Genomic DNA, 21,272 nt, shown 5'->3' on the forward strand with positions numbered 1-21,272 from the left:
CCATTGGTCGGGATTTGACGCTATTAAAGTCCTGCACGTTGTCAGGATGACAAAGAAAGGAAGCAACATGACTAATATAGGAAGCCTGCTAGTAGATGCGGCCACCCTGATGCTAACGGGGATGGCGGTCGTATTTATTTTCCTCACTATTCTTGTTTATCTCGTTCGGCTAATGTCGAAATTGGTACCAGAAGAAGTACCAGAGCCGATCGCAGCACCAAAAACAAATACTAATATTCAATCAACCTCTTCAGCTGTTAGTCCACAAGTAGTGGCGGCGATCTCGGCTGCGATTCATAAACATCGCGCCTCATTCGCGAAGTAGCCGAACCAGGATTAAAAAGGAGTTTAAGAGCATGTCTAAACCACTAGCTATTACAGATGTGGTCCTTCGTGATGCCCATCAATCACTATTTGCCACGCGTATGCGTATTGAGGATATGCTGCCTATCGCAGCTGAGTTGGATAAGGTTGGTTACTGGTCTCTAGAGACTTGGGGTGGCGCAACGTTTGATTCTTGTATTCGATTCTTAGGGGAAGACCCTTGGGAGCGTTTACGTGAGCTGAAAAAAGCGATGCCTAATACGCCAATGCAAATGCTACTGCGTGGTCAAAACCTTTTAGGATACCGCCATTATGCCGACGACGTAGTAGAGAAGTTCGTTGAACGCGCACATGCTAACGGTATGGACGTATTCCGTATCTTTGATGCAATGAATGACGTGCGAAACTTCCAGAAGGCTGTTAAAGCAACGGTCGATGTTGGCGCACATGCTCAAGGTACGCTGTCTTACACAACAAGCCCTGTGCATAACGCAGACACTTGGGTTGACTTGGCAAAACGCCTAGAGGATTTAGGTTGTCATTCACTGTGTATTAAAGATATGTCTGGCTTACTCAAGCCTTATGAAGCGGAAGAGCTTATCACGCGTATCAAAGCGTCTTGTGATGTGCCATTAGCACTTCATTGTCACGCGACGACAGGCTTGTCTACTGCGACAGCGGTAAAAGCAGTTGAAGCTGGTATTGATATTCTCGATACAGCGATTTCTTCAATGAGTTGTACCTATGGCCACACGCCGACGGAAACGGTAGTCGCGATGCTAGAAGGAACCGAGCGAGATACGAATTTGAAGCTCAAGCAACTAGAACCTATCGCCGCGTATTTCCGTGAAGTACGTAAGAAGTACGCGAAGTGGGAAGGTCAGTTGAAAGGTGTAGACTCTCGCATCCTGATTGCTCAAGTGCCTGGCGGCATGCTGACCAACATGGAAGGCCAGCTGAAAGAACAGGGCGCGGCGGATCGCATTGATGAAGTCTTAGAAGAGATCCCTCGTGTACGCGAAGATCTTGGTTTCATTCCATTGGTGACTCCAACTTCGCAGATCGTCGGAACGCAAGCGGTGATTAACGTGCTTACTGGCGAACGCTATAAGAGCATCACTAAGGAAACCGCTGGTCTATTGAAAGGCGAATACGGTCAAGCGCCAGCCGAGTTAAATACAGAGCTGCAAGCTAAAGTACTTGATGGCAAAGAGCCTATTACTTGTCGTCCTGCCGATTTGCTTGAGCCTGAAATGGAGACGCTTACTGTTGATCTGATGGAGAAAGCGAAATCAGAAGGTATTAAGCTAGCAAGTGAGCGTGTTGATGATGTACTTACTTATGCGCTTTTCCCTCAAGTTGGTCTCAAGTTCCTTAAGAATCGTGAAAACCCAGAAGCATTTGAACCTGCACCAACGCTAGAAGCCGCGAAGCCTGCCGTACCTGCGGCGCAACCAGCAACTGGCGGCGTAGAAACTTATAGCGTACGTGTTGACGGACAGGTGTATGAGGTGGAAGTTGGTCCTCAAGGCGAGCTAACCTCTGTCGCTCCTTCTGCGGCGCCTGCAAAATCGACGGCACCTAGCGCTCCTTCTAGCGCTTCTGCTGAAGCGGTGCCTGCTCCTCTTGCCGGTAACATCTTTAAAGTGAATGTTCAGCCTGGTGCTGAAGTGGCTGAAGGCGATGTACTACTCATCCTTGAAGCAATGAAGATGGAAACAGAAGTGCGTGCGGCGCGTGGTGGTGTTGTCCAAGAGTTGAACGTTAAAGAAGGCGATGCTGTCACAGTAGGTGCGCCTCTGCTGAGCCTGGCGTAAGGGAGTATCATGGACGGATTGTTAACCCTTTGGGCAGAAACTGGGATCGCTAACTTCGAGTTCGGCCAAATCTGTATGATGCTGGTTGGTTGTACCTTGCTGTTTTTGGCAATCAAAAAAGGCTTTGAACCTTTACTGTTATTGCCGATTGGTTTTGGTGCTATCTTGGCGAATATTCCAAATGCTGGCTTTACTGAGCCTGGCGGCTTGCTCTACTACGTTTACTACATTGGGATTGAATCGGGTGTGTTCCCGTTGTTGATCTTCATGGGTGTGGGGGCGATGACCGACTTTGGTGCTTTGATCGCAAACCCAAAAACGTTGTGGCTAGGTGCGGCAGCTCAGTTTGGTATTTTTGCGACGCTGTTTGGCGCTATTTTGCTCAACTATGTACCTGGCATGGAGTTCTCCATGGCGGATGCATCGTCTATCGCTATCATCGGTGGTGCGGATGGCCCAACGGCGATTTTCTTAGCAAGTAAGTTATCACCAGATTTGCTTGGTGCGATTGCTGTAGCCGCGTATAGCTACATGGCTTTAGTGCCAATCATTCAGCCGCCAATCATGAAGGCGCTAACCACTAAGGAAGAACGTGAGATTCAAATGGCGCAACTGCGTCACGTGGGTAAATGGGAAAAGGTATTGTTCCCGATGGCAGTATTACTCATGACGATTCTTTTCCTACCTTCAGCAACGCCTCTTGTCGGTATGTTCTGTCTTGGTAACTTAATGCGTGAAGCGGGTGTGGTCGATCGTCTATCGAAAACCGCACAAAATGAGCTGATCAACATCGTGACGATCTTCTTGGGCTTAGGGGTTGGCTCGAAGCTGCAAGCGGATCAATTCCTGAACTTAGAAACATTAGGCATTCTAGGTCTTGGTGCGGTTGCGTTTAGTATTGGTACGGGTGCTGGTGTGCTAATGGCTAAGTTGCTTAACAAGTTTTCGAAAGAAGACATCAACCCACTTATCGGTGCGGCTGGCGTTTCTGCGGTACCAATGGCCGCGCGTGTGGTGAACAAAGTCGGCTTACAAGCTAACCCGCAAAACTTCTTGTTGATGCATGCGATGGGACCAAACGTTGCAGGTGTATTGGGATCAGCGGTTGCCGCTGGTATCTTGCTAGCACTTGTCGGCTAGTCATTACCGAAAATGGAATGATCAACCAATTTACAAAATCACGATTAACTTCGGTTAACAAAATGGTTTATAGTCAAAGGGATGCTTTCGCATCCCTTTTTGTTTTCTTGCAGGGAATGGTTTATGGAACACAAACAGATCGTTATCACTGAATTTGGTGATGCCAACGTACTCGCGATTCAACATGCTTCTACACCATCACCACAGCCTGGTGAAGTCTTAGTAAAAGTCGCTTTTTCAGGCGTAAATCCTATTGATGTTAAAACTCGAGCCGGACTCGGTTGGGCAGCTGCGCAGAACAAGGATAATTTACCTTGGGTACCAGGTTACGACATCTCAGGAAAAGTCGTGTCCTGTGGAGACGGGGCGTCGCGTTTTAATGATGGTGATGAGGTGGCTGGATTTATCGGTTTCCCAGTCCGAGGCGGTGGGTACAGTCAGTACATATGTGTTCCAGAAGCTGAGTTAAGTCATGTTCCCAGTTCAGTTACTTTGGAGGCTGCAGCAGCATTACCGTTGGCTGGCCAAACTGCGGCACAAGCACTCAGCAAAGCCAATGTGACAGAAAACGATCGCGTACTTATCCTCGCTGGAGCCGGTGGCGTTGGACACCTAGCGGTACAAATCGCGGTCGCGACTAAAGCGGAAGTCTTTACAACCTGCAGTGAACGAAATTTAGACTACCTGGCTACCCTTGGCGCTCACGCAGTGAACTATCAATTTGCACCAGTGTCAGAACGTGTTGAAGACGTTGATGTTTTGATTGATTTAGTAGGTGGAGATGCCGCGTTAGATGCGCTTAAATGCCTGAAAGACGGTGCGAGAGTCATAACCGTTCCAACCATCACGGCTGAGCTGATTTGTGAAAAAGCCAAACTCCTAGGCTTTGAGGCTAACGGCATGTTGGTTGAGCCAGATCCAGCGCAATTAGATACCTTGTTGTACATGGTTGGCGTTGGTTTACTGAAGACTGAAATTCAACAGGTTTATCCGATGAGTGATGTGATTGCTGCTCACCAGCAAGTTGAATCAGGAAGAACCAGAGGCAAGGTGTTGCTTGATATGACATGCTAGAAGCATTTAATACGAGCTTTGAAAGTTTAGCGCTTTGGTTTTCAGATTCAGCATTATGGGTGCTTTTCATGACCGGTTTTCTCAGTGCCACTTTGTTACCTGGTGGTTCTGAGGCGGGCTTAGTTGCCACTCTCTCATTAAATCAATATTCCGTTTCGTCAATTATTATGGTCGCCACTATCGGCAATACGCTTGGTGGCTTAACAAATTATTGGCTTGGCTTGTGGATTCCCAACAAAGCGCAAGAAGAAAAGCACGGTCATACCGCATTAAAGTGGCTGTCAAAGTATGGCTATTGGGGATTGTTTTTTAGCTGGTTACCTGTGATTGGAGACCCGCTGTGTTTAGCCGCAGGGTGGCTGAGAATGAAGTTTCTGCCTTGCGTGATTTTAATATTTTTAGGAAAGGCTGCTAGGTATAGCTTACTTGCGGCCATCTATCTCGGATTATTTTAAGGAAAGTACATGAAGATGTTTTGGGTTGGCGCGTGCTCACTGTTAGTGATCACGGGCTGTGTATCAAATACGCCAGTTTCATCACTGCCGGAGGGGGTAACTTTCGTCGAGTCATCGAAAGCGGAAGAAGGCAAAGTTAAGATTCCATACCAAAAGTATAAACTTGATAATGGCTTAACGGTGATCTTAGCTCCTGAAGATTCCGACCCATTGGTCCATGTGGATGTGACTTACCATGTTGGTTCGGCTCGTGAAGAAGTGGGTAAGTCTGGTTTTGCGCATTTCTTTGAGCACATGATGTTCCAAGGTTCAGAGAACGTTGGTGACCAAGAGCACTTCAGAATCATCACAGAGGCTGGAGGTACGTTAAATGGTACGACAAACCGCGATCGCACTAACTATTTTGAAACTGTCCCGGCTAACCAGCTAGAGAAAATGTTGTGGTTAGAGTCTGACCGTATGGGCTTTCTGTTGGATGCGGTTTCTCAACGCAAATTTGAAATTCAGCGTTCTACTGTAAAAAATGAGCGAGCTCAGCGTTACGATAATCGTCCTTATGGCTTAATTTGGGAGCGCATGTCTGAAGCGCTATATCCTGAAGGTCATCCGTATTCGTGGCAAACCATTGGTTATGTTGAAGATCTTGACCGTGTTGATGTGAACGATCTCAAAGCGTTTTTCTTACGTTGGTATGGCCCAAACAATGCGACTATCACGATCGGTGGTGACTTAGACGTTGAACAAACTCTTGAGTGGGTAAATAAGTACTTCGGTTCGATTCCTCGTGGGCCAGAGGTTGAAAATGCGCCGAAACAACCTGCCAAACTGCAAGAAGACAAATACATCACGCTAGAGGATCGTATTCAACAACCTATGGTGATGATCGCGTGGCCAACAACCTACAACGGCGAAGAAAGCCAAGCGTCTCTCGACACGCTATCTGAAGTGCTAGGTGGCGGTACAAACAGCGTGCTCTACCAAGACTTAGTCAAGACTCAAAAAGCCGTCGATGCGGGCTCATTCCATGACTGTGCAGAACTGGCGTGTAACTTTTACGTTTATGCAATGGGTGACTCTGGGGACAAAGGCGACCTATCAAAACTGTACGACGAGCTTTTACAGTCACTCAATCAGTTTGCTGAAAAAGGCGTGACAGAAGATCGCCTTGAACAATTGAAGGGTAAGGCGGAAGCGGATGCTATCTTTGCATTAGAAAGCGTTAAAGGCAAAGTAACGCAGTTGGCTTCCAACGAGACATTTTTCGGCGATCCTGATCGTCTTGAGCAACAGCTTGAGCAGATCCGCGCAGTGACACCTGCATCGGTAGAAAAAGCGTATACGGATTTTATCCAAGGTAAGAATAAAGTGACCCTAAGCGTGGTACCAAAAGGAAAAACTGACCTTGTCGTAAAACCAGCGACCTTTGTGACGCCAAAACGTACGCTACCAGAATACGAGAAGATCACTGATGATCAATTGGCGTATCGTCGTGCGACCGATAACTTCGATCGCTCTGTGCAACCGCCTGTAGGGGAGCCAGTGAAAGCGACGATGCCTGAGTTGTACGAGCTTCATTTTAATAATGGCTCGGAGTTGCTTGGCGCGGTTAGCGATGAAACACCAACGGTCATGATGCAGTTTAGTTTACCTGCGGGAACACGTTTTGTTGAAAAGGGCAAAGAAGGTCTTGCCCAATTGACCGCCGCGATGTTGCAAGAAGGCACAACGAAACGTAGTGTCGAAGAGATTCAAGCTGAGCTCGATAAACTAGGTAGTGCCATCTCCGTGAATGCAACAGGCTACACAACAAACATCAGCGTTTCTGCTTTAGAAAAGAACTTAGAGCCGACGTTGAAAATTGTCGAAGAGATGTTGCTGTCTCCTGCATTCAAGCAAGCAGACTTTGAGCGTGTGAAGATGCAAGCGCTAGAAGGTCTTGTGTATGAGCACCAAAATCCAAGCTGGATGGCATCACAAGCGAGTCGCCAAGTGCTCTATGGAGACTCTGTTTTTGCTCGACCAAAAGACGGCACGCAAGCAGGGGTAAGTGCACTAACGTTGGATGATGTCCGTGAATTCTACTCGAAGCATTACACGCCACAAAGTGCGCAAATCGTCGTTGTTGGTGACATTGAACAACAGGAAATTGAACAGCAGCTGACGTTCTGGAAAAACTGGCAGGATGAAGCTGCGCCATTGTATGCGCCGCAAAGCATCGCTGCATTAGGTGAGCAAAAGATCCATCTTGTTGATAAACCAGGAGCCCCGCAAAGTGTGGTCATGATGGTTCGTCAGGGTATGCCTTACGATGCAACGGGCGATTTTTACCTAAGCCAACTGGCAAACTTCAACTTAGCAGGGAACTTCAATAGCCGCATTAACCAAAACCTACGTGAAGACAAGGGTTACACATACGGCGCTTACGGTTACTTCTCTGGAAATCCAGAAACTGGCTCGGTTGTTTTCACCGCGCAAGTACGAGCGGATGCAACGGTTGCTTCTATCATTGAGATGGAAAATGAGCTAAATGAATACTCGCAGTCAGGAATTACTGATGAAGAGATGAAATTTATGCGTCAAGCGGTCGGTCAAAAAGATGCACTGAAATATGAAACGCCAACACAAAAAGCGGAACTCATTAGTGATATTCTTAAGTACAACCTCGATCAAGATTACTTGCAGCAAAGAAACGCTATCGTAGAAAAAGTTGATAAGCAGACTTTGAATGCACTGGCTCAAAAGTGGTTTGATCCAAATGACTATCAAATTATCGTCGTTGGTGATGCTAAATCACTGCGTCCTCAATTAGAAAAGTTGGGGAAAGACGTAGAAGAGCTTGAAATCATTCGATAGAGTACACATTTAATAGCGGAGAAACGTTTCTCCGCTATTCATCTAGATAAGCGACTTTTCGTGGGTTATTTATCTAGATGCATTAAATATCAATAACTTAGCTTACGCTTGTCCTTTGTGACAAGTGTCCTGCTCCCAATATAAGCGAACCTCATTTTGACTGATTTTGCTGCGCGACTAAAAAAAGTTGCATCAAACCCCGAAGTATTTAAGCAGTTTGGACGCGGTGTTGAGCGAGAAACTTTGCGCTATCGTCAGGATGGACATCTAGCAACAACACCTCATCCAGAGGGGTTAGGCTCAGCGTTCACAAACCAATGGATCACGACTGATTTTTCTGAATCATTGTTAGAGTTCATTACTCCTGTGTCACATGAAATTCCAGAACTGATGGCACAACTGAAAGATATCCATCACTTCACGCAGACAAAAATGGGTGAAGAAAAGATGTGGCCTCTTTCTATGCCATGTTATGTTGGCTCGGAAGAGGATATTCAGCTTGCTCAGTACGGCTCTTCGAATGCAGCAAAAATGAAAACCCTGTACCGAGAAGGTCTAAAACGCCGCTATGGCAGCCTGATGCAAATCATTTCAGGTGTGCATTTTAACTTCTCGTTCCCTGAGACATTTTGGGATGCGCTATACGGCGAGCAAGATGAACAAGCCCGCCAAGATGCTAAGTCTGATGCCTACTTTGCGCTGATCCGTAACTACTACCGTTTTGGTTGGATGATTCCGTATTTCTTCGGTGCATCGCCAGCGTTATGCGGCTCTTTTATTCAAGGTCGTGAAACCGATCTGCCATTCGAGAAAATTGGCGGCACTTTGTATTTGCCGAAATCGACGTCTTTGCGTTTGAGCGATCTGGGCTACACCAATAGTGCGCAAAGTGTACTGAAAATTGGCTTTAACAGCATTGATCAGTATCTGGATGGTTTGAGCGATGCGATTCGTCACCCATCAGAAGAGTTTGCGAAAATAGGCGTCAAAGTGGACGGTGAATACCGCCAGCTTAATTCCAATATTTTACAAATTGAGAACGAGCTATACGCTCCAATTCGCCCGAAACGCGTGTCGAAAAGTGGTGAGAAACCTTCAGATGCGTTACGACGCGGTGGGGTTGAGTACATTGAAGTTCGCTCTCTAGACGTTAACCCATTCAGCGCAGTGGGGTTGGATGAAGAGCAAGTACGATTCCTTGATCTCTTCCTGACTTGGGCGGCCTTGTCAGACTCGGATCCAATGGACAACTGTGAATTAGAGTGTTGGCGCGACAACTGGAACAAAGTCATTGTTTCTGGTCGTGAAAAAGGGCTAATGCTGCAAATTGGTTGCCAAGGTGAACGTCTATCTCTGCAAGATTGGGCGCATCGAGTTTTTGTCGAGCTGCGTCAGATAGCACAGCAAATGGATATGGCTGCTGGTGGCAGTGCATACCAAGATGTGTGTAATAAACTCGAGACATGGGTTGATAACCCAGAACTAACGATTTCAGGTCAACTATTAGAGCTGACGAAAGAGCTTGGTGGGTTAGGTAAAGTCGGCTGTGCGCTTGGCATGAAGTACCGCGAGGAAAATCTAGCTCACGGTTATCAGTACTACTCGCAAGATACGATGGAAACGGAAGTGGCGTCGTCAGTAGAAAAGCAAAAGCAAGCGGAACAAAGTGACACGCTATCTTTTGATGATTTTTTGGAAGATTACTTTGCTTATCTGAAGCAGTAGTGAATAGGTAAAGGTTGGGTGGGATTGAACATTAAACCGTTAGTAGTATCGGTACTCGGAAGCATGTTACTTGCAGGTTGTGCCACGGCACCGCCAAAGCAGCAGAATAATTTATGTGAGATATTTCGAGAGAAATCCGGCTGGTATGATGATGCCAAAGATATGGAAGAAAAGTGGGGAACCCCCATTCATGTCGCTATGGCTATCATTAAACAAGAAAGCAGCTTTCGGCACGATGCGAAACCACCCAAAGACTATTTATTGGGATTTATCCCTTGGGGACGAGTCAGCAGTGCGTATGGTTACGCTCAAGCTCAAGATCCTGCTTGGGAAGATTTCCAAGATGCGACGGGTCAGGGCGGTTCTCGTACCAACTTTGATGATTCAATGATGTTTGTCGGTTGGTATACTCACGAAACGAGGCGCCAACTAGGGATTTCGTTATGGGACCCATACAGTCAATATCTGGCTTATCATGAAGGTCGAGGTGGGTACAAGCGAGGTACTTATAAGCGAAAGCCCAGCTTGCTCAAAGTCGCTCGACGTGTTGAACAAACTGCAAAAACTTATGGCTGGCAGCTGAAGCAATGTCGTCAGGAATTGGAAGACAACAGCAGCTGGTTCTTTTAACCTACAGCCTGTTTATGTGCTGTAGGGATGAATGACATTTATCCAGTACCGAGAGGTATTGGAGTTACAATCAGGAGAGATGTAATGCCTTTACTCGATAGTTTTACCGTGGACCACACTCGCATGAATGCACCGGCAGTGCGAGTGGCGAAGACCATGCAGACCCCAAAAGGGGACACGATTACTGTCTTCGATTTACGCTTTACCGCGCCAAACAAAGACATCCTTTCTGAAAAAGGTATTCATACACTAGAGCACCTTTATGCAGGCTTTATGCGCAATCATCTAAACAGCGATTCTGTTGAGATCATCGATATTTCGCCTATGGGTTGCCGCACGGGCTTTTACATGAGCCTGATTGGCACTCCATCAGAGCAGCAAGTAGCGGATGCTTGGATTGCGGCCATGGAAGACGTACTAAAGGTAGAAAGCCAGAACAAGATCCCTGAACTCAACGAATACCAATGTGGTACGGCAGCGATGCACTCTTTAGAAGAAGCACAACAAATCGCGAAGAGCATTTTGGATGCTGGTGTATCGGTGAACAAAAATGATGAACTTGCTTTGCCTGAATCGATGCTAAAAGAGCTGCGCATCGACTAGTTGCTAAAAACTTATCAAGAAGCATATTTATCCAGAACTAAAAAGAGCCTGACATGATCAGGCTCTTTTCTTTTTATTTCTTATCGTGAGTTGTAGATAGGGGCTATTTTTTCTTTTTAGGATAAACACGAACGAGCTTGATGCGGTTTTCTTCAATCTCAACAAGCTCCATTGGATGACCCGCCACTCTCACGCTTAAATGGCTCTCTGGAATATCTTCCAGGTGCTCTAAAATAAGACCGTTTAACGTTCTTGGGCCATCCGTTGGTAAATCCCATTTCAGGCCTTTATTGATATCTCGGATATTGGTGCTGCCTTCAATGAGGAAGCTTCCGTCACCTTGAGGACTGATTTCATCAGAAAGGCTTGGAGAAATCGAGGTCGTGAATTCGCCAATGATCTCTTCCAGAATATCTTCCAATGTCACCAAGCCAATAATGTCGCCATACTCATCAACAATCAGACCAATACGCTGTTTGTTGCGTTGGAACTTTAACATTTGCACGTTCAGTGGCGTACCTTCCGGGATGTAATAGACTTCATCCGCAGCACGTAATAGCGTCTCTTTATTGAACTCGTTTTTTTCCAGCATCAGGCGGTAAGCTTCACGCAGGCGCAGCATGCCAACCACTTCATCAATTTGGTCACGATAAAAAACAATGCGTCCATGTGGTGAGTGGGTAAGCTGACGAACGATGGATTTCCAGTCATCATTAATATCGATACCGGTAATCTCATTACGTGGCACCATGATGTCGTTCACAGTGACGTGCTCAAGATCCAAAATAGACACCAACATGTCTTGGTGTCGGCGAGGGATCAAGCCGCCAGCTTCGTTTACTACGGTACGCAGCTCATCGGAACTAAGATGGTCTTCTACTGAGTGATCCGCTTTTACGCCAAGTAAACGAATAAAGCCATTCGTAATAAAGTTAACGAGCATCACCAAAGGCGATAGTAACTTCATCAATATGGTCAGTAGGATACTGCTCGCGTAAGACACGCGTTCAGGGTACAGCGCTGCAATTGTTTTTGGGGTAACTTCAGCAAAAACCAATACAACCATAGTCAGTGCACCGGTTGCGATAGCGACACCTAAATCACCATACAAACGCATACCAATAATGGTCGCGATGGCGGACGCGAGAATATTAACGAGGTTGTTGCCGATAAGAATAAGACCAATCAAACGATCTGGACGGTCTAATAGCCTTTCGACTCGCTTAGCGCCTTTATGCCCATTTTTGGCTAAGTGCTTTAAGCGATAACGGTTCAGAGACATCATCCCTGTTTCTGAGCCGGAAAAGTAACCTGATATGACGATAAGACACGCGAGTAGCGCAAACAAGATACCCGTAGAGATGTCGTCCAAAACGTTGCTGTTCCTTGTAAGTATTGGGTTATATAACGGTTGAGTAAGTCCGTTAAGTCAAAGGGTTAAGGCGTACTGTATTTTATCTAGCCTAAAATATAAAGGATAGGAGCCCTAGAGCTCCTTAATTCAAGATGATTTCTTTCACAAAGCGACTGCCAAAATACGCCAGAGTTAACAGCGTTGCCCCTGCGACAGCGAACCAAGTAACTTTTCTACCACGCCAACCTTTTTGATAATGACCCCAAAGCAGTATTGAGTACACAATCCAAGCGATGAAAGAAAGAATGCCTTTATGCGCTTTACCTTGAGCAAACATATCCTGCACAAAGACAAAGCCAGTAATGAGCGTGCCAGTTAACAATAAATTACCGATCAAAATAATTTTGAATAGCTGACGCTCTACCATTAATAAAGGCGGCAGGTTTGGGTTAATCGCCAAAGATTTTTTTGTTTTCAGTTTGTGATCTAACCAAGCCAGCTGAAGTGCGTAGAGTGCACCGATAGTTAAAGTTGCGTATGAGAACAGCGCAAAAGAAATATGAATGAGTAGCTTAGGGTCATTCTCTAGGTGCTTGATAAACGTGCTTGGCAAAAATGTGGCAGCAGATAAATTGATGGCAGCAAAGCTATAAACGACAGGCAATAAAAACCACAACCGATTTTTCAACATAGCAAGGCTCATGACCAGAGAAATAATAAAACTGATCAAAGAGGCTACGTTTAGAATACTAAGGTTTTGACCTGAACCATCAAAAATCAGATCACTCAAAATCCACGCATGAAAAACAAGCGCACAGGCAGCACTAGCAAACACTGTTTTTGCTTTGATTCCTGACTGCTGTGAGAGTCCGGGTATGATGGTCGCAATCGCCAAAACATAAAGTATGGCGGCCGCGATGGCTATTAAGCTATCCATGAATCCTAAATATTATTGTGCACAATGAGGAAATTATACCTTGCATTACACTTTGGGGCTACGTTATATCCGACATCAATCGTGAGAGATGAGATATTGAAATTAATAAGTTACCGCACCATATAGAAATAGAGACAAGAATAGAGCAGCGGTACGGGTATGACTCAGACCTTGGCTAATGTATACTCACACTAATTAATCGCCATTTTAGCGAAGAGACAAAGATGTTTGAGAATTTAACGGATCGATTATCCAAAACGCTGAAAAATATCAGTGGCAAAGGTCGTCTGACCGAAGACAACATTAAAGAGACCCTACGTGAAGTACGAATGGCCTTACTTGAAGCTGACGTTGCGCTTCCGGTTGTTCGTGAATTTGTTAACCGCGTTAAAGAAAAAGCGGTAGGTGTAGAAGTTTCTAAATCTCTGACTCCAGGTCAGGAATTTATCAAGATCGTTCAAACAGAACTTGAAGCCGTAATGGGTGAGTCGAATGAGGCGCTAAACCTTGCCGCTCAACCACCTGCTGTGCTTCTTATGGCGGGTCTACAAGGTGCGGGTAAAACCACATCGGTAGGTAAGCTATCTAAGCTTTTAAAAGAACGTGACAAGAAGAAAGTCTTGGTTGTGTCTGCCGACGTTTACCGCCCTGCGGCAATCAAGCAGCTTGAAACGCTGGCATCAGACATCGGTGTTGACTTCTTCCCTTCATCACCAGATCAGAAGCCTATTGATATCGCCAATGCAGCGATTGACCATGCGAAGAAAAAATTCTACGACGTATTGATTGTCGATACCGCAGGTCGCTTGGCGATTGATGAAGAGATGATGGGGGAGATCAAAGATCTTCACGCAGCTATCAACCCAGTAGAAACGCTATTTGTTGTTGACGCTATGACGGGTCAAGATGCAGCAAATACAGCAAAAGCCTTTGGCGATGCGCTACCTCTTACTGGTGTGGTTCTAACTAAAGTTGATGGTGATGCTCGTGGTGGTGCGGCACTGTCAGTACGCCATGTAACGGGCAAACCAATCAAATTCTTGGGTGTCGGTGAAAAAACTGACGCGCTAGAACCGTTCCATCCAGATCGTGTTGCTTCACGTATTCTTGGTATGGGTGACGTTCTGTCTTTAATTGAAGACCTACAACGCAACGTTGACCAAGAAAAAGCAGAAAAGCTGGCGAAGAAGTTCAAAGAGAAGAAAGGTTTCGACCTTGAAGATTTCCGTGAACAGCTAGGCCAGATGCAAAACATGGGCGGCATGATGGGCATGATGGATAAGCTTCCTGGCATGTCTCAGCTACCAGACAATGTGAAAGACAAAGTCGATGACAAGATGTTCAAACAGATGGAAGCGATCATCAGCTCCATGACAATGAAAGAACGTCAACGCCCAGAGATTATCAAAGGCTCGCGCAAGAAGCGTATTGCGGCTGGTTCTGGTGTGCAGGTTCAAGACGTAAACCGCTTACTAAAACAGTTCACCCAAATGCAGAAGATGATGAAAAAGATGCAAAAAGGTGGCATGAAAGGCATGATGCGCAACATGCAAGGCATGATGGGCGGCATGGGTGGAGGCGGTGGCTTTAACCCATTTGGTCGTTAATTAATCGATCGCGTATAGATTCAGGGTGTTAGGTACGTCACAAACTTTAAATTCAATTTATGTTGGTGAAAAAGTAACTAAACTCCTTGCATTGCTCCGGGAGAAGAGTAAAATTCCGGAGCTTTATTTTGGCACGAGACCCCAAACTGTTTAATTTCTTGAATGGTTTTTGGGGTTAATTTTATTTTTGAGAAAGCAAAGAGGACGACATGGTAACCATTCGTTTGGCACGTCACGGCGCTAAAAAGCGTCCATTTTATCAAATCGTAGTAGCGGACAGCCGCAACGCTGCAACTGGCCGTTTCATCGAGAAAGTTGGTTTCTTCAACCCAACTGCTAAAGGTCAAGAAGAAGGTCTACGTCTAGACCTAGACCGCGTTAACCACTGGGTTGGTCAAGGCGCGTCTGTATCTGACCGCGTTGCTAAGCTAGTTAAAGACGCTCAAAAAGCGGCTTAATTTTTTACTTGAAAAGTAGAAACTAGTTTATGTCGATGAAAGGTAAAGAAACAATGAGCAACGAAAAGATTGTTGTAGGCAAGTTTGGTGCTACTTACGGCATTCGAGGTTGGCTTAAGGTTTTTTCCTACACAGACAATGCTGAAAGCATTTTCGATTACAGCCCTTGGTATATTAACCAAAAGGGCAAGTGGGTTGAGTACAAAGTAGAAAGCTGGAAGCGCCATAACAAAGGTATGGTGGCTAAGCTGGAAGGCATGGATGTTCGTGAAGACGCGCATCTAATGACGAACTTTGAAATTGCTATTGACCCTGCGGTACTTCCTGAATTGTCAGAAGATGAGTTCTACTGGCGCGAATTGTTTGGGATGCAAGTTGTAACCACTAAAGGTTACGATCTAGGTGTCGTTACTGACATGCTAGAAACTGGCTCAAACGATGTTCTGGTTGTTAAAGCAAATCTTAAAGATGCTTTCGGGCAGAAGGAACGATTAATCCCGTTCCTTGAAGAGCAAGTGATCATTAATGTTGATCGCGAAGCTCAACGGATCGAAGTTGACTGGGATCCTGGATTCTAATCTCCAAAATTACAGAGCGAGATAAACATGTGGGTTGGCGTTATTAGCCTTTTTCCAGAAATGTTCCGTTCTGTTACTGATTTTGGAGTAACAGGTCAAGCGGTTAAAAAAGGTCTTTTGTCGATTGAGACTTGGAATCCTAGAGATTTTACTCACGACAAACATCGCACTGTCGATGACCGACCTTACGGTGGTGGCCCTGGTATGTTAATGATGGTTCAGCCTTTGCGCGATGCCATTCATACCGCGAAAGCAGCCTCACCGGGCAAGACGAAAGTCATCTACCTTTCTCCTCAAGGTCGCAAGCTCGACCAGAAAGGAGTGGAAGAACTGGCAACGAATGAGAACTTGCTTCTGATTTGTGGTCGTTATGAAGGGGTAGATGAGCGCATCATTCAATCTGAAGTCGACGAAGAATGGTCGATTGGTGATTTTGTGATGACGGGTGGTGAGATACCAGCCATGACGTTAATCGACTCTGTCTCTCGGTTTGTTCCGGGTGTACTAGGGGATTTCGCGTCAGCAGAAGAAGACTCTTTTGCAAATGGCTTGTTAGATTGCCCTCACTATACGCGTCCAGAAGTATTGGATGACAAAGAGGTACCAGCGGTACTGATGTCAGGCAATCACAAGGACATTCGTCAATGGCGACTAAAACAGTCGCTGGGCCGAACTTGGCTAAGAAGACCAGAGCTCCTGGAAAACCTAGCTCTGACTGACGAACAGGAACAATTACTTGCTGAGTTCATTAGTGAACATAACGCAAAGTAACCTAATTTATTTAGTATCAGTTTATTCTAGGAATTTAAAAAATGAGTAACATCATCAAAGCTCTTGAAGAAGAGCAAATGAAATCAGACCTACCTAAATTTGCACCAGGTGACACTGTTGTAGTTCAAGTTAAGGTAAAAGAAGGTGACCGTGAGCGTCTACAGGCTTTCGAAGGCGTTGTAATCGCAATCCGTAACCGTGGTCTACACTCTGCTTTCACTGTACGTAAAATCTCTAACGGTGAAGGTGTTGAGCGTACGTTCCAAACACACTCTCCAATCGTTGATAGCATCGAAGTTAAACGCCGTGGTGCAGTACGTCGTGCCAAGTTGTACTACCTACGTGAGCGTTCTGGTAAGTCTGCTCGTATCAAAGAGAAACTTGCTAAGAAGTAATGCTATAACTAGCGTTCTCATCTTAAACGGAGTCCTTTTAGGGCTCCGTTTTTTTATTTGTGTAATTAGCTTGCTCGTTTTCTTTTCATCCGACCTGAACTGCCGATGCTCATGCACTGGCATATACTCCGCGCCTCTGCCTTGCTCGAATAAAAATAGCTTTGCTAGGTCATCAAAATAGTCAGAGTTGAAAAGGGGTGAATGAATACCGATTGCAGACCGCAATGGTTAAAATTCATCATTCTGGATAGCGAAGAAGTAGCGGGATTCAGAATCTACTAGCCGAAAGCACTAGTGTTTAAGTCGTCAACTTCAGAAGTGTCCTTACTGTGAGTGGATTCCTGATGTCGCTATGGTTCCTCGGAATGATGGCAAATGATGACCAAAGATTACAGGGCTCTGCGGTTACAAATTCGTCATTCTGGACAGCGACGAAGGAGCGTGATTTAGAATCTACTAGTCGAAAATGCATGTGTTTAAGTTGTTAGCTTCATCCTTGCTGTGAGTAGATTCCTGATGTCGCTATGGCTCCTCGGAATGACGGCAAATGATGACCAAAGATTACAGGGCTCCGCGGTTAAAATTCGTCACTCTGGACAGCGACGAAAGAGCGTGATTCAGACTCCCCAAGAAGGAGCCTAGGATATTCCTTTACCCTAGTGCCTCAATTAATACTGGTCTTCAGACCAGCCATCACTGTCGGACATATCGGGGGCGCCTGGGATGGTGTTTTCTTCATCTGCCCATTCACCAAAATCAATCATTTGGCATTGTTTACTGCAGAAAGGGCGATGAGGACTTTGTTCTCCCCATTCTACGTCGGCGCCACATTGTGGGCATTGAACGATGGTAATTTTAGACATAGTTGAGCGTCCCATTACTAATTGGTGTTAAAGGGTAGTATACCTAAATGAATTCAAGATGGCTTATTCAACGCGCTATTGCTGCTACGAAATTTTATCCAATATACGCACAATAAAGCGTTGAATTTTAGATTGTGGGGGTGAGTCTTAGCTGCACACAGCAAGTTCAAACTCAATATCTTGTGTGCACGCTTGACCGTTTTCAAACGACATAAACTTTATCGCAAAGCGGTTTTTATGGCCAGAAATCATAGGATAAACGCCATATTCCATTGGGATGTGAAGTCTTAGAATATTAGCTTCATCAGCGTCACTTTGGAAGAAACCCGCACGACCGATTTGAGCTTTGAAATGTCCGGTCTCTCTGGTGAGTTTCAACCATAGCGAAAGCGCATCAGATAAGGGCTTTAAGCTTACTTGCCACTGCTGTGCATCATGCTTTTTACGTTCAATGGGTAGGTGAAGCCAGTAATGTAACGCTGGCAAATCAAAACAGCATGAACCACCCGGTAGATTAAAGCGTTGGCGGATAGAGCTTAAGAAGCGATCTTCTTTTAGTGCTTGACCAAAACGCTCTGCACCCATCAGTTGGCTATGAACGACATCTATCTCTTGTAGTAGGGTATTTAATGCGTCTTGATCGACGCCATCAACATTTAGCCAATGGCGGTACGACAGTCGTTGTTTCTCTAAATCTTTGGCCAGTTCACTTTTCAGCTGGATCTGTTCGAAGATTTCAACCATATCGAATAACGCACGGAAAAACAGTTGGTACTGGTGATTTTCGCTAAACCCAGAGGCCAAGTGAGCCTGACGCAGCAGAGACTCCACTCTTAGATAAATACGAGTTTTCTCATTTAACGGATGTTCAAATTTGTGCGTGGTCATCGACATAAGCCTTTGTGAGTTTCGTTCCTATTTTCGCAGATTTTTCTTACACATGGCTAGGTACTTTTCGTGCAAATCTGTGATTTGAAGCAAAAGATCTGGGTCACTTGGATTATTCTTAACCACATCGTCTGCAAGCGCGAGTCTTTGCTCTCTTGATGCTTGAGAGGCAAGGATAGCGCGTGCTTGTTCTTCACTCACATTGTCTCGTTTCATCGTGCGAGATATCTGCGTATTCGGTTCTACATCGACGACAAGAACTCGATCACACAAACTGTCTAGCTTGTTTTCTACGAGCAACGGCACCACAAGTAACGCATAATCTGAGGTGACTTGCTGCAAATCTTCGATCATCTTTTCACGAATTATCGGGTGCAACAGTGCGTTGAGCCATGCTTTTTCATCTGAGTTTGAAAAGATTTTCTCTCTCAGCTTTGCGCGATCTAAAGTTTGGTCTTCACGAACGATATCGTGACCAAAATGTTCAATAATCGCGTTTAGGCCGGGAGTGCCTGGCTCGACAACTTCTCTTGCTACAATGTCGGCATCGACGATATCGATTTTAAATTGTTGTTTGAACAGATTCGCGACGGTTGTTTTACCGCTAGCGATGCCACCTGTTAAACCAATAACCAAAGCCATTTACACTCCTAAAACTGAAGTAAAGTACCAGTTTAAAATCTGGTCGCCCCAAATTAAGCTTATCCAACCAGCAATTGCTAAGTAAGGACCGAAAGGGAAAGCTTTTTCAATTCCCTGTTTTTGCAAGCGTAGTTGAATGATGCCAAATACGATGCCAACCACAGAAGAAAGTAGAATGATCATCGGCAGTGACTGCCAGCCCAGCCAAGCCCCTAGTGCTGCTAGTAATTTAAAATCACCATATCCCATTCCTTCTTTACCAGTAAGTAGCTTAAAGCCCCAGTAAACGGACCAGAGACATAGGTAACCAGCAATAGCACCAATGACAGAATCTTGTAGAGTAACAGGACTTATTTCGACTAATGCTAAGGCAATGCCAGCCCAAGTTAATGGTAATGTTAATTGGTCTGGTAGCAACATAGTATCGAGATCGATAAATGTTGCGGCGATTAAGATAAAAGTGAAAAAGAGTAGCGCAACGGTAAAGTAACTAAAACCAAAGTGGTAAGCGACAAAGCCTGAGCAGAACGCAGTGAGCAGTTCAATCAGTGGATAGCGTGCGCTAATAGCTGTCTGACAGTTGTGGCATTTGCCTTTTAAAAGCAGCCAGCTAATCACAGGGATGTTGTCTCGAATACGTATCGGCGTTGCGCACTTCTGACAGGAGGAGCGTGGGACGCTCAAGGTCAGCACTTCTTTAGGAGGTTCTATTTTGTATTCAGGAAATGACTCGGCACATTCGCGTCGCCATTCTAGTTCCATGATTTTAGGTAGTCGATAAATAACCACGTTGAGGAAGCTACCCACGATAAGACCGAAGATGGTGGCAAACACAACGAATAGCCAAGGGTAGTACTGGAATACTTCCATATTTGTCTCTTGAGCGATGAGTGAAATCAGCAAGATGCTGTTTTAAAGGAGTTAACAGCTCATTCTAGCCCAATACACTCATTAAGTTAAAGATTGGCAAGTACATTGCTGTCACTAATCCGCCAACAACGATGCCTAAAAAAACGATAATTAGCGGCTCTAGAATTTTACTAAGGTTGTCGACGGTGTTATCGACTTCAAACTCGTAGATCGTTGCAACTTTATTGAGCATATCGTCAAGTCGACCAGACTCTTCACCGATCATGACCATTTGTAACACTAATTCAGGGAACACATTACAGTTACGCATGGCAACATACATTGGCATACCTGCGGCGGTATCACGGTAAACTTCTTCTATGGCGAGTTGATAGTGTAAGTTTCCTGAGGTTTTTGATGTGGTTTTTAAACTGGTTAGAATTGGAATACCCGCTGTAAAGCTTGTGGCGAGTGTTCGACTAAATTTGGCGATAGCGGCTTTTGATAATACAGGGCCCAGAACAGGAAATTTAAGCACAGAGCGGTTGAGCATTAAGCGAAAAGAATCTGAACGCTTAGAGAGGACTCTCGCCGAGATGAATAAACTAATGGAGCCTAGTGCGATAAACGGACTCCAGTTTTGTGTCCAGGCGGAAAGATCTAATACTTGCCTGGTAAACCAAGGTAAGTCAGCACCAAAACCAACAAACATTTTTTCAAACTCGGGAATGACTTTGGTGAGCATGATAAACGACACGCCTAACGCTACTAGCACTACCATCGCTGGGTAAATCAGTGCTTTGATCACTTTCGCACGAAGCTGCTCATTTTTTTCTCGGTAGGTGGCTAAGCGCTCGAATACTTCCGCTAAGTTACCGGATTGCTCACCTGTTGCGATAAGGTCGGTATAGAGTGGGTCAAAGTGTTCACTTGCAGTGCGCATGGCTTTTGACATGGGTGTACCTGCCTCAACGGCGCGTGTCACGCTCATCAAAATGGATTTCATCTCTGCTTTTTTATGGTTTTCTGAGACCAATTTTAAAGCCTGAACTAAGGGTACACCGGTTATCAACATCGTCGAAATTTGACGGGTAAACACCGTGATGTCTCTGCCTTTTACGCGATGGCTGAGTTTAGTGAGAAACGAGATACTGCTTTTCTTTAACTTCTTGATCTTGATGTGCTGTGCGTCTAGACGCTCGCGTACTTCAATTTCTGTCATCGCGAGGGTTTGTCCAGACGTCTTTTTGCCAGAACTGTTGATGCCTTTCCAGCGGAAGTTTTTAAGTTGTGGTGTAGTGCTTTTCAT

Annotated in this window: 21 protein-coding genes; 14 read left to right on the top strand and 7 right to left on the bottom strand. The window is 45.3% G+C overall.

Annotated features, from left to right (window positions below):
* The first annotated feature begins 67 nt into the window (after nt 1–67).
* The 9 genes from VEA_RS04910 (at nt 68) to luxS (ending at nt 10,621) form a co-directional block, all read left to right on the top strand.
* On the top strand, nt 68–325 hold the full coding sequence (locus tag VEA_RS04910) for an oxaloacetate decarboxylase subunit gamma (protein WP_005379932.1): 258 nt from the start codon (nt 68–70) through the stop codon (nt 323–325).
* A 31-nt stretch (nt 326–356) separates the two neighbouring features.
* Nucleotides 357–2,141 (top strand): sodium-extruding oxaloacetate decarboxylase subunit alpha, encoded by a 1,785-nt coding sequence (gene oadA / locus VEA_RS04915; RefSeq protein ID WP_012841413.1) that lies wholly within the window; start codon nt 357–359, stop codon nt 2,139–2,141.
* Between the two features lie 9 nt (nt 2,142–2,150).
* Nucleotides 2,151–3,281, top strand: coding sequence for a sodium ion-translocating decarboxylase subunit beta (locus VEA_RS04920; protein WP_005396706.1), 1,131 nt, complete (start codon nt 2,151–2,153; stop codon nt 3,279–3,281).
* Between the two features lie 123 nt (nt 3,282–3,404).
* Nucleotides 3,405–4,355 carry an NADP-dependent oxidoreductase gene (locus VEA_RS04925; RefSeq protein WP_012841414.1) on the top strand — a complete coding sequence of 317 codons (951 nt, stop codon included), beginning with the start codon at nt 3,405–3,407 and terminating at the stop codon, nt 4,353–4,355.
* The gene (locus tag VEA_RS04930) at nt 4,349–4,810 is read left to right on the top strand and encodes a YqaA family protein (protein WP_005396704.1); all 462 of its coding nucleotides are present in this window, start codon (nt 4,349–4,351) and stop codon (nt 4,808–4,810) included. Before VEA_RS04925 ends, VEA_RS04930 begins: the two co-directional genes overlap by 7 nt.
* Nucleotides 4,811–4,819: 9 nt before the next feature.
* Complete coding sequence (locus VEA_RS04935; RefSeq protein ID WP_006743271.1) at nt 4,820–7,663, top strand: M16 family metallopeptidase; 2,844 nt, start codon at nt 4,820–4,822, stop codon at nt 7,661–7,663.
* A 156-nt stretch (nt 7,664–7,819) separates the two neighbouring features.
* Nucleotides 7,820–9,388, top strand: coding sequence for a glutamate--cysteine ligase (gene gshA / locus VEA_RS04940; RefSeq protein WP_006743272.1), 1,569 nt, complete (start codon nt 7,820–7,822; stop codon nt 9,386–9,388).
* Nucleotides 9,389–9,451: 63 nt separating this feature from the next.
* Nucleotides 9,452–10,018, top strand: coding sequence for a transglycosylase SLT domain-containing protein (locus VEA_RS04945; protein WP_012841415.1), 567 nt, complete (start codon nt 9,452–9,454; stop codon nt 10,016–10,018).
* 84 nt (nt 10,019–10,102) lie between these two features.
* A complete protein-coding gene (gene luxS, locus VEA_RS04950; RefSeq protein ID WP_005396698.1) occupies nt 10,103–10,621 on the top strand; it encodes an S-ribosylhomocysteine lyase in 519 nt (172 codons plus the stop codon).
* Between the two features lie 103 nt (nt 10,622–10,724).
* Here luxS and VEA_RS04955 read toward each other — a convergent pair whose 3' ends face one another.
* Nucleotides 10,725–11,993: an HlyC/CorC family transporter gene (locus tag VEA_RS04955; RefSeq protein WP_005396696.1), complete on the bottom strand. Its 1,269-nt coding sequence runs from the start codon at nt 11,991–11,993 to the stop codon at nt 10,725–10,727.
* A gap of 124 nt (nt 11,994–12,117) precedes the next feature.
* Nucleotides 12,118–12,912 (bottom strand): cytochrome C assembly family protein, encoded by a 795-nt coding sequence (locus tag VEA_RS04960; protein WP_005396694.1) that lies wholly within the window; start codon nt 12,910–12,912, stop codon nt 12,118–12,120.
* Between the two features lie 224 nt (nt 12,913–13,136).
* Here VEA_RS04960 and ffh point away from each other — a divergent pair, with 224 nt between their 5' ends.
* The 5 genes from ffh (at nt 13,137) to rplS (ending at nt 16,721) form a co-directional block, all read left to right on the top strand.
* Complete coding sequence (ffh, locus tag VEA_RS04965; protein ID WP_005385423.1) at nt 13,137–14,519, top strand: signal recognition particle protein; 1,383 nt, start codon at nt 13,137–13,139, stop codon at nt 14,517–14,519.
* A 209-nt stretch (nt 14,520–14,728) separates the two neighbouring features.
* Nucleotides 14,729–14,977, top strand: a complete 249-nt coding sequence (gene rpsP, locus VEA_RS04970; protein ID WP_005379962.1) for a 30S ribosomal protein S16 — start codon at nt 14,729–14,731, stop codon at nt 14,975–14,977.
* 29 nt (nt 14,978–15,006) lie between these two features.
* Nucleotides 15,007–15,555, top strand: a complete 549-nt coding sequence (rimM, locus tag VEA_RS04975; protein WP_005379964.1) for a ribosome maturation factor RimM — start codon at nt 15,007–15,009, stop codon at nt 15,553–15,555.
* A gap of 27 nt (nt 15,556–15,582) precedes the next feature.
* A complete protein-coding gene (gene trmD, locus VEA_RS04980; RefSeq protein WP_005425529.1) occupies nt 15,583–16,326 on the top strand; it encodes a tRNA (guanosine(37)-N1)-methyltransferase TrmD in 744 nt (247 codons plus the stop codon).
* A gap of 41 nt (nt 16,327–16,367) precedes the next feature.
* Entirely contained in the window at nt 16,368–16,721 is a 354-nt protein-coding gene (rplS, locus tag VEA_RS04985; protein WP_005379971.1) for a 50S ribosomal protein L19, read from the top strand.
* Between the two features lie 668 nt (nt 16,722–17,389).
* Here the strand turns inward: rplS and yacG are convergent.
* From yacG to VEA_RS05010, 5 genes are all read right to left on the bottom strand, one after another.
* Entirely contained in the window at nt 17,390–17,584 is a 195-nt protein-coding gene (gene yacG / locus VEA_RS04990) for a DNA gyrase inhibitor YacG (protein WP_005396692.1), read from the bottom strand.
* A gap of 147 nt (nt 17,585–17,731) precedes the next feature.
* Nucleotides 17,732–18,472, bottom strand: a complete 741-nt coding sequence (gene zapD, locus VEA_RS04995) for a cell division protein ZapD (protein WP_012841416.1) — start codon at nt 18,470–18,472, stop codon at nt 17,732–17,734.
* 27 nt (nt 18,473–18,499) lie between these two features.
* Nucleotides 18,500–19,114: a dephospho-CoA kinase gene (coaE, locus tag VEA_RS05000; RefSeq protein ID WP_012841417.1), complete on the bottom strand. Its 615-nt coding sequence runs from the start codon at nt 19,112–19,114 to the stop codon at nt 18,500–18,502.
* Nucleotides 19,115–19,984 carry a prepilin peptidase gene (locus VEA_RS05005; RefSeq protein ID WP_012841418.1) on the bottom strand — a complete coding sequence of 290 codons (870 nt, stop codon included), beginning with the start codon at nt 19,982–19,984 and terminating at the stop codon, nt 19,115–19,117.
* Nucleotides 19,985–20,048: 64 nt separating this feature from the next.
* Nucleotides 20,049–21,272: a type II secretion system F family protein gene (locus VEA_RS05010; protein ID WP_006743173.1), complete on the bottom strand. Its 1,224-nt coding sequence runs from the start codon at nt 21,270–21,272 to the stop codon at nt 20,049–20,051.

This window comes from Vibrio antiquarius, from assembly GCF_000024825.1.
GTDB lineage: Bacteria > Pseudomonadota > Gammaproteobacteria > Enterobacterales > Vibrionaceae > Vibrio > Vibrio diabolicus.

What these genes read in the sequence shown, in the direction of transcription:
- oadA (WP_012841413.1), top strand. Translation starts at nt 357, where the DNA reads ATGTCTAAACCACTAGCTATTACAGATGTGGTCCTTCGTGATGCCCAT.
- VEA_RS04930 (WP_005396704.1), top strand. Translation starts at nt 4,349, where the DNA reads ATGCTAGAAGCATTTAATACGAGCTTTGAAAGTTTAGCGCTTTGGTTT.
- VEA_RS04935 (WP_006743271.1), top strand. Translation starts at nt 4,820, where the DNA reads ATGAAGATGTTTTGGGTTGGCGCGTGCTCACTGTTAGTGATCACGGGC.
- VEA_RS04910 (WP_005379932.1), top strand. Translation starts at nt 68, where the DNA reads ATGACTAATATAGGAAGCCTGCTAGTAGATGCGGCCACCCTGATGCTA.
- yacG (WP_005396692.1), bottom strand. Translation starts at nt 17,584, where the DNA reads ATGTCTAAAATTACCATCGTTCAATGCCCACAATGTGGCGCCGACGTA.
- rpsP (WP_005379962.1), top strand. Translation starts at nt 14,729, where the DNA reads ATGGTAACCATTCGTTTGGCACGTCACGGCGCTAAAAAGCGTCCATTT.
- trmD (WP_005425529.1), top strand. Translation starts at nt 15,583, where the DNA reads ATGTGGGTTGGCGTTATTAGCCTTTTTCCAGAAATGTTCCGTTCTGTT.
- VEA_RS04945 (WP_012841415.1), top strand. Translation starts at nt 9,452, where the DNA reads ATGTTACTTGCAGGTTGTGCCACGGCACCGCCAAAGCAGCAGAATAAT.
- VEA_RS04925 (WP_012841414.1), top strand. Translation starts at nt 3,405, where the DNA reads ATGGAACACAAACAGATCGTTATCACTGAATTTGGTGATGCCAACGTA.
- zapD (WP_012841416.1), bottom strand. Translation starts at nt 18,472, where the DNA reads ATGACCACGCACAAATTTGAACATCCGTTAAATGAGAAAACTCGTATT.
- VEA_RS05005 (WP_012841418.1), bottom strand. Translation starts at nt 19,984, where the DNA reads ATGGAAGTATTCCAGTACTACCCTTGGCTATTCGTTGTGTTTGCCACC.
- VEA_RS05010 (WP_006743173.1), bottom strand. Translation starts at nt 21,272, where the DNA reads ATGAAAAGCACTACACCACAACTTAAAAACTTCCGCTGGAAAGGCATC.
- luxS (WP_005396698.1), top strand. Translation starts at nt 10,103, where the DNA reads ATGCCTTTACTCGATAGTTTTACCGTGGACCACACTCGCATGAATGCA.
- rimM (WP_005379964.1), top strand. Translation starts at nt 15,007, where the DNA reads ATGTCGATGAAAGGTAAAGAAACAATGAGCAACGAAAAGATTGTTGTA.
- coaE (WP_012841417.1), bottom strand. Translation starts at nt 19,114, where the DNA reads ATGGCTTTGGTTATTGGTTTAACAGGTGGCATCGCTAGCGGTAAAACA.
- VEA_RS04920 (WP_005396706.1), top strand. Translation starts at nt 2,151, where the DNA reads ATGGACGGATTGTTAACCCTTTGGGCAGAAACTGGGATCGCTAACTTC.
- VEA_RS04960 (WP_005396694.1), bottom strand. Translation starts at nt 12,912, where the DNA reads ATGGATAGCTTAATAGCCATCGCGGCCGCCATACTTTATGTTTTGGCG.
- ffh (WP_005385423.1), top strand. Translation starts at nt 13,137, where the DNA reads ATGTTTGAGAATTTAACGGATCGATTATCCAAAACGCTGAAAAATATC.
- rplS (WP_005379971.1), top strand. Translation starts at nt 16,368, where the DNA reads ATGAGTAACATCATCAAAGCTCTTGAAGAAGAGCAAATGAAATCAGAC.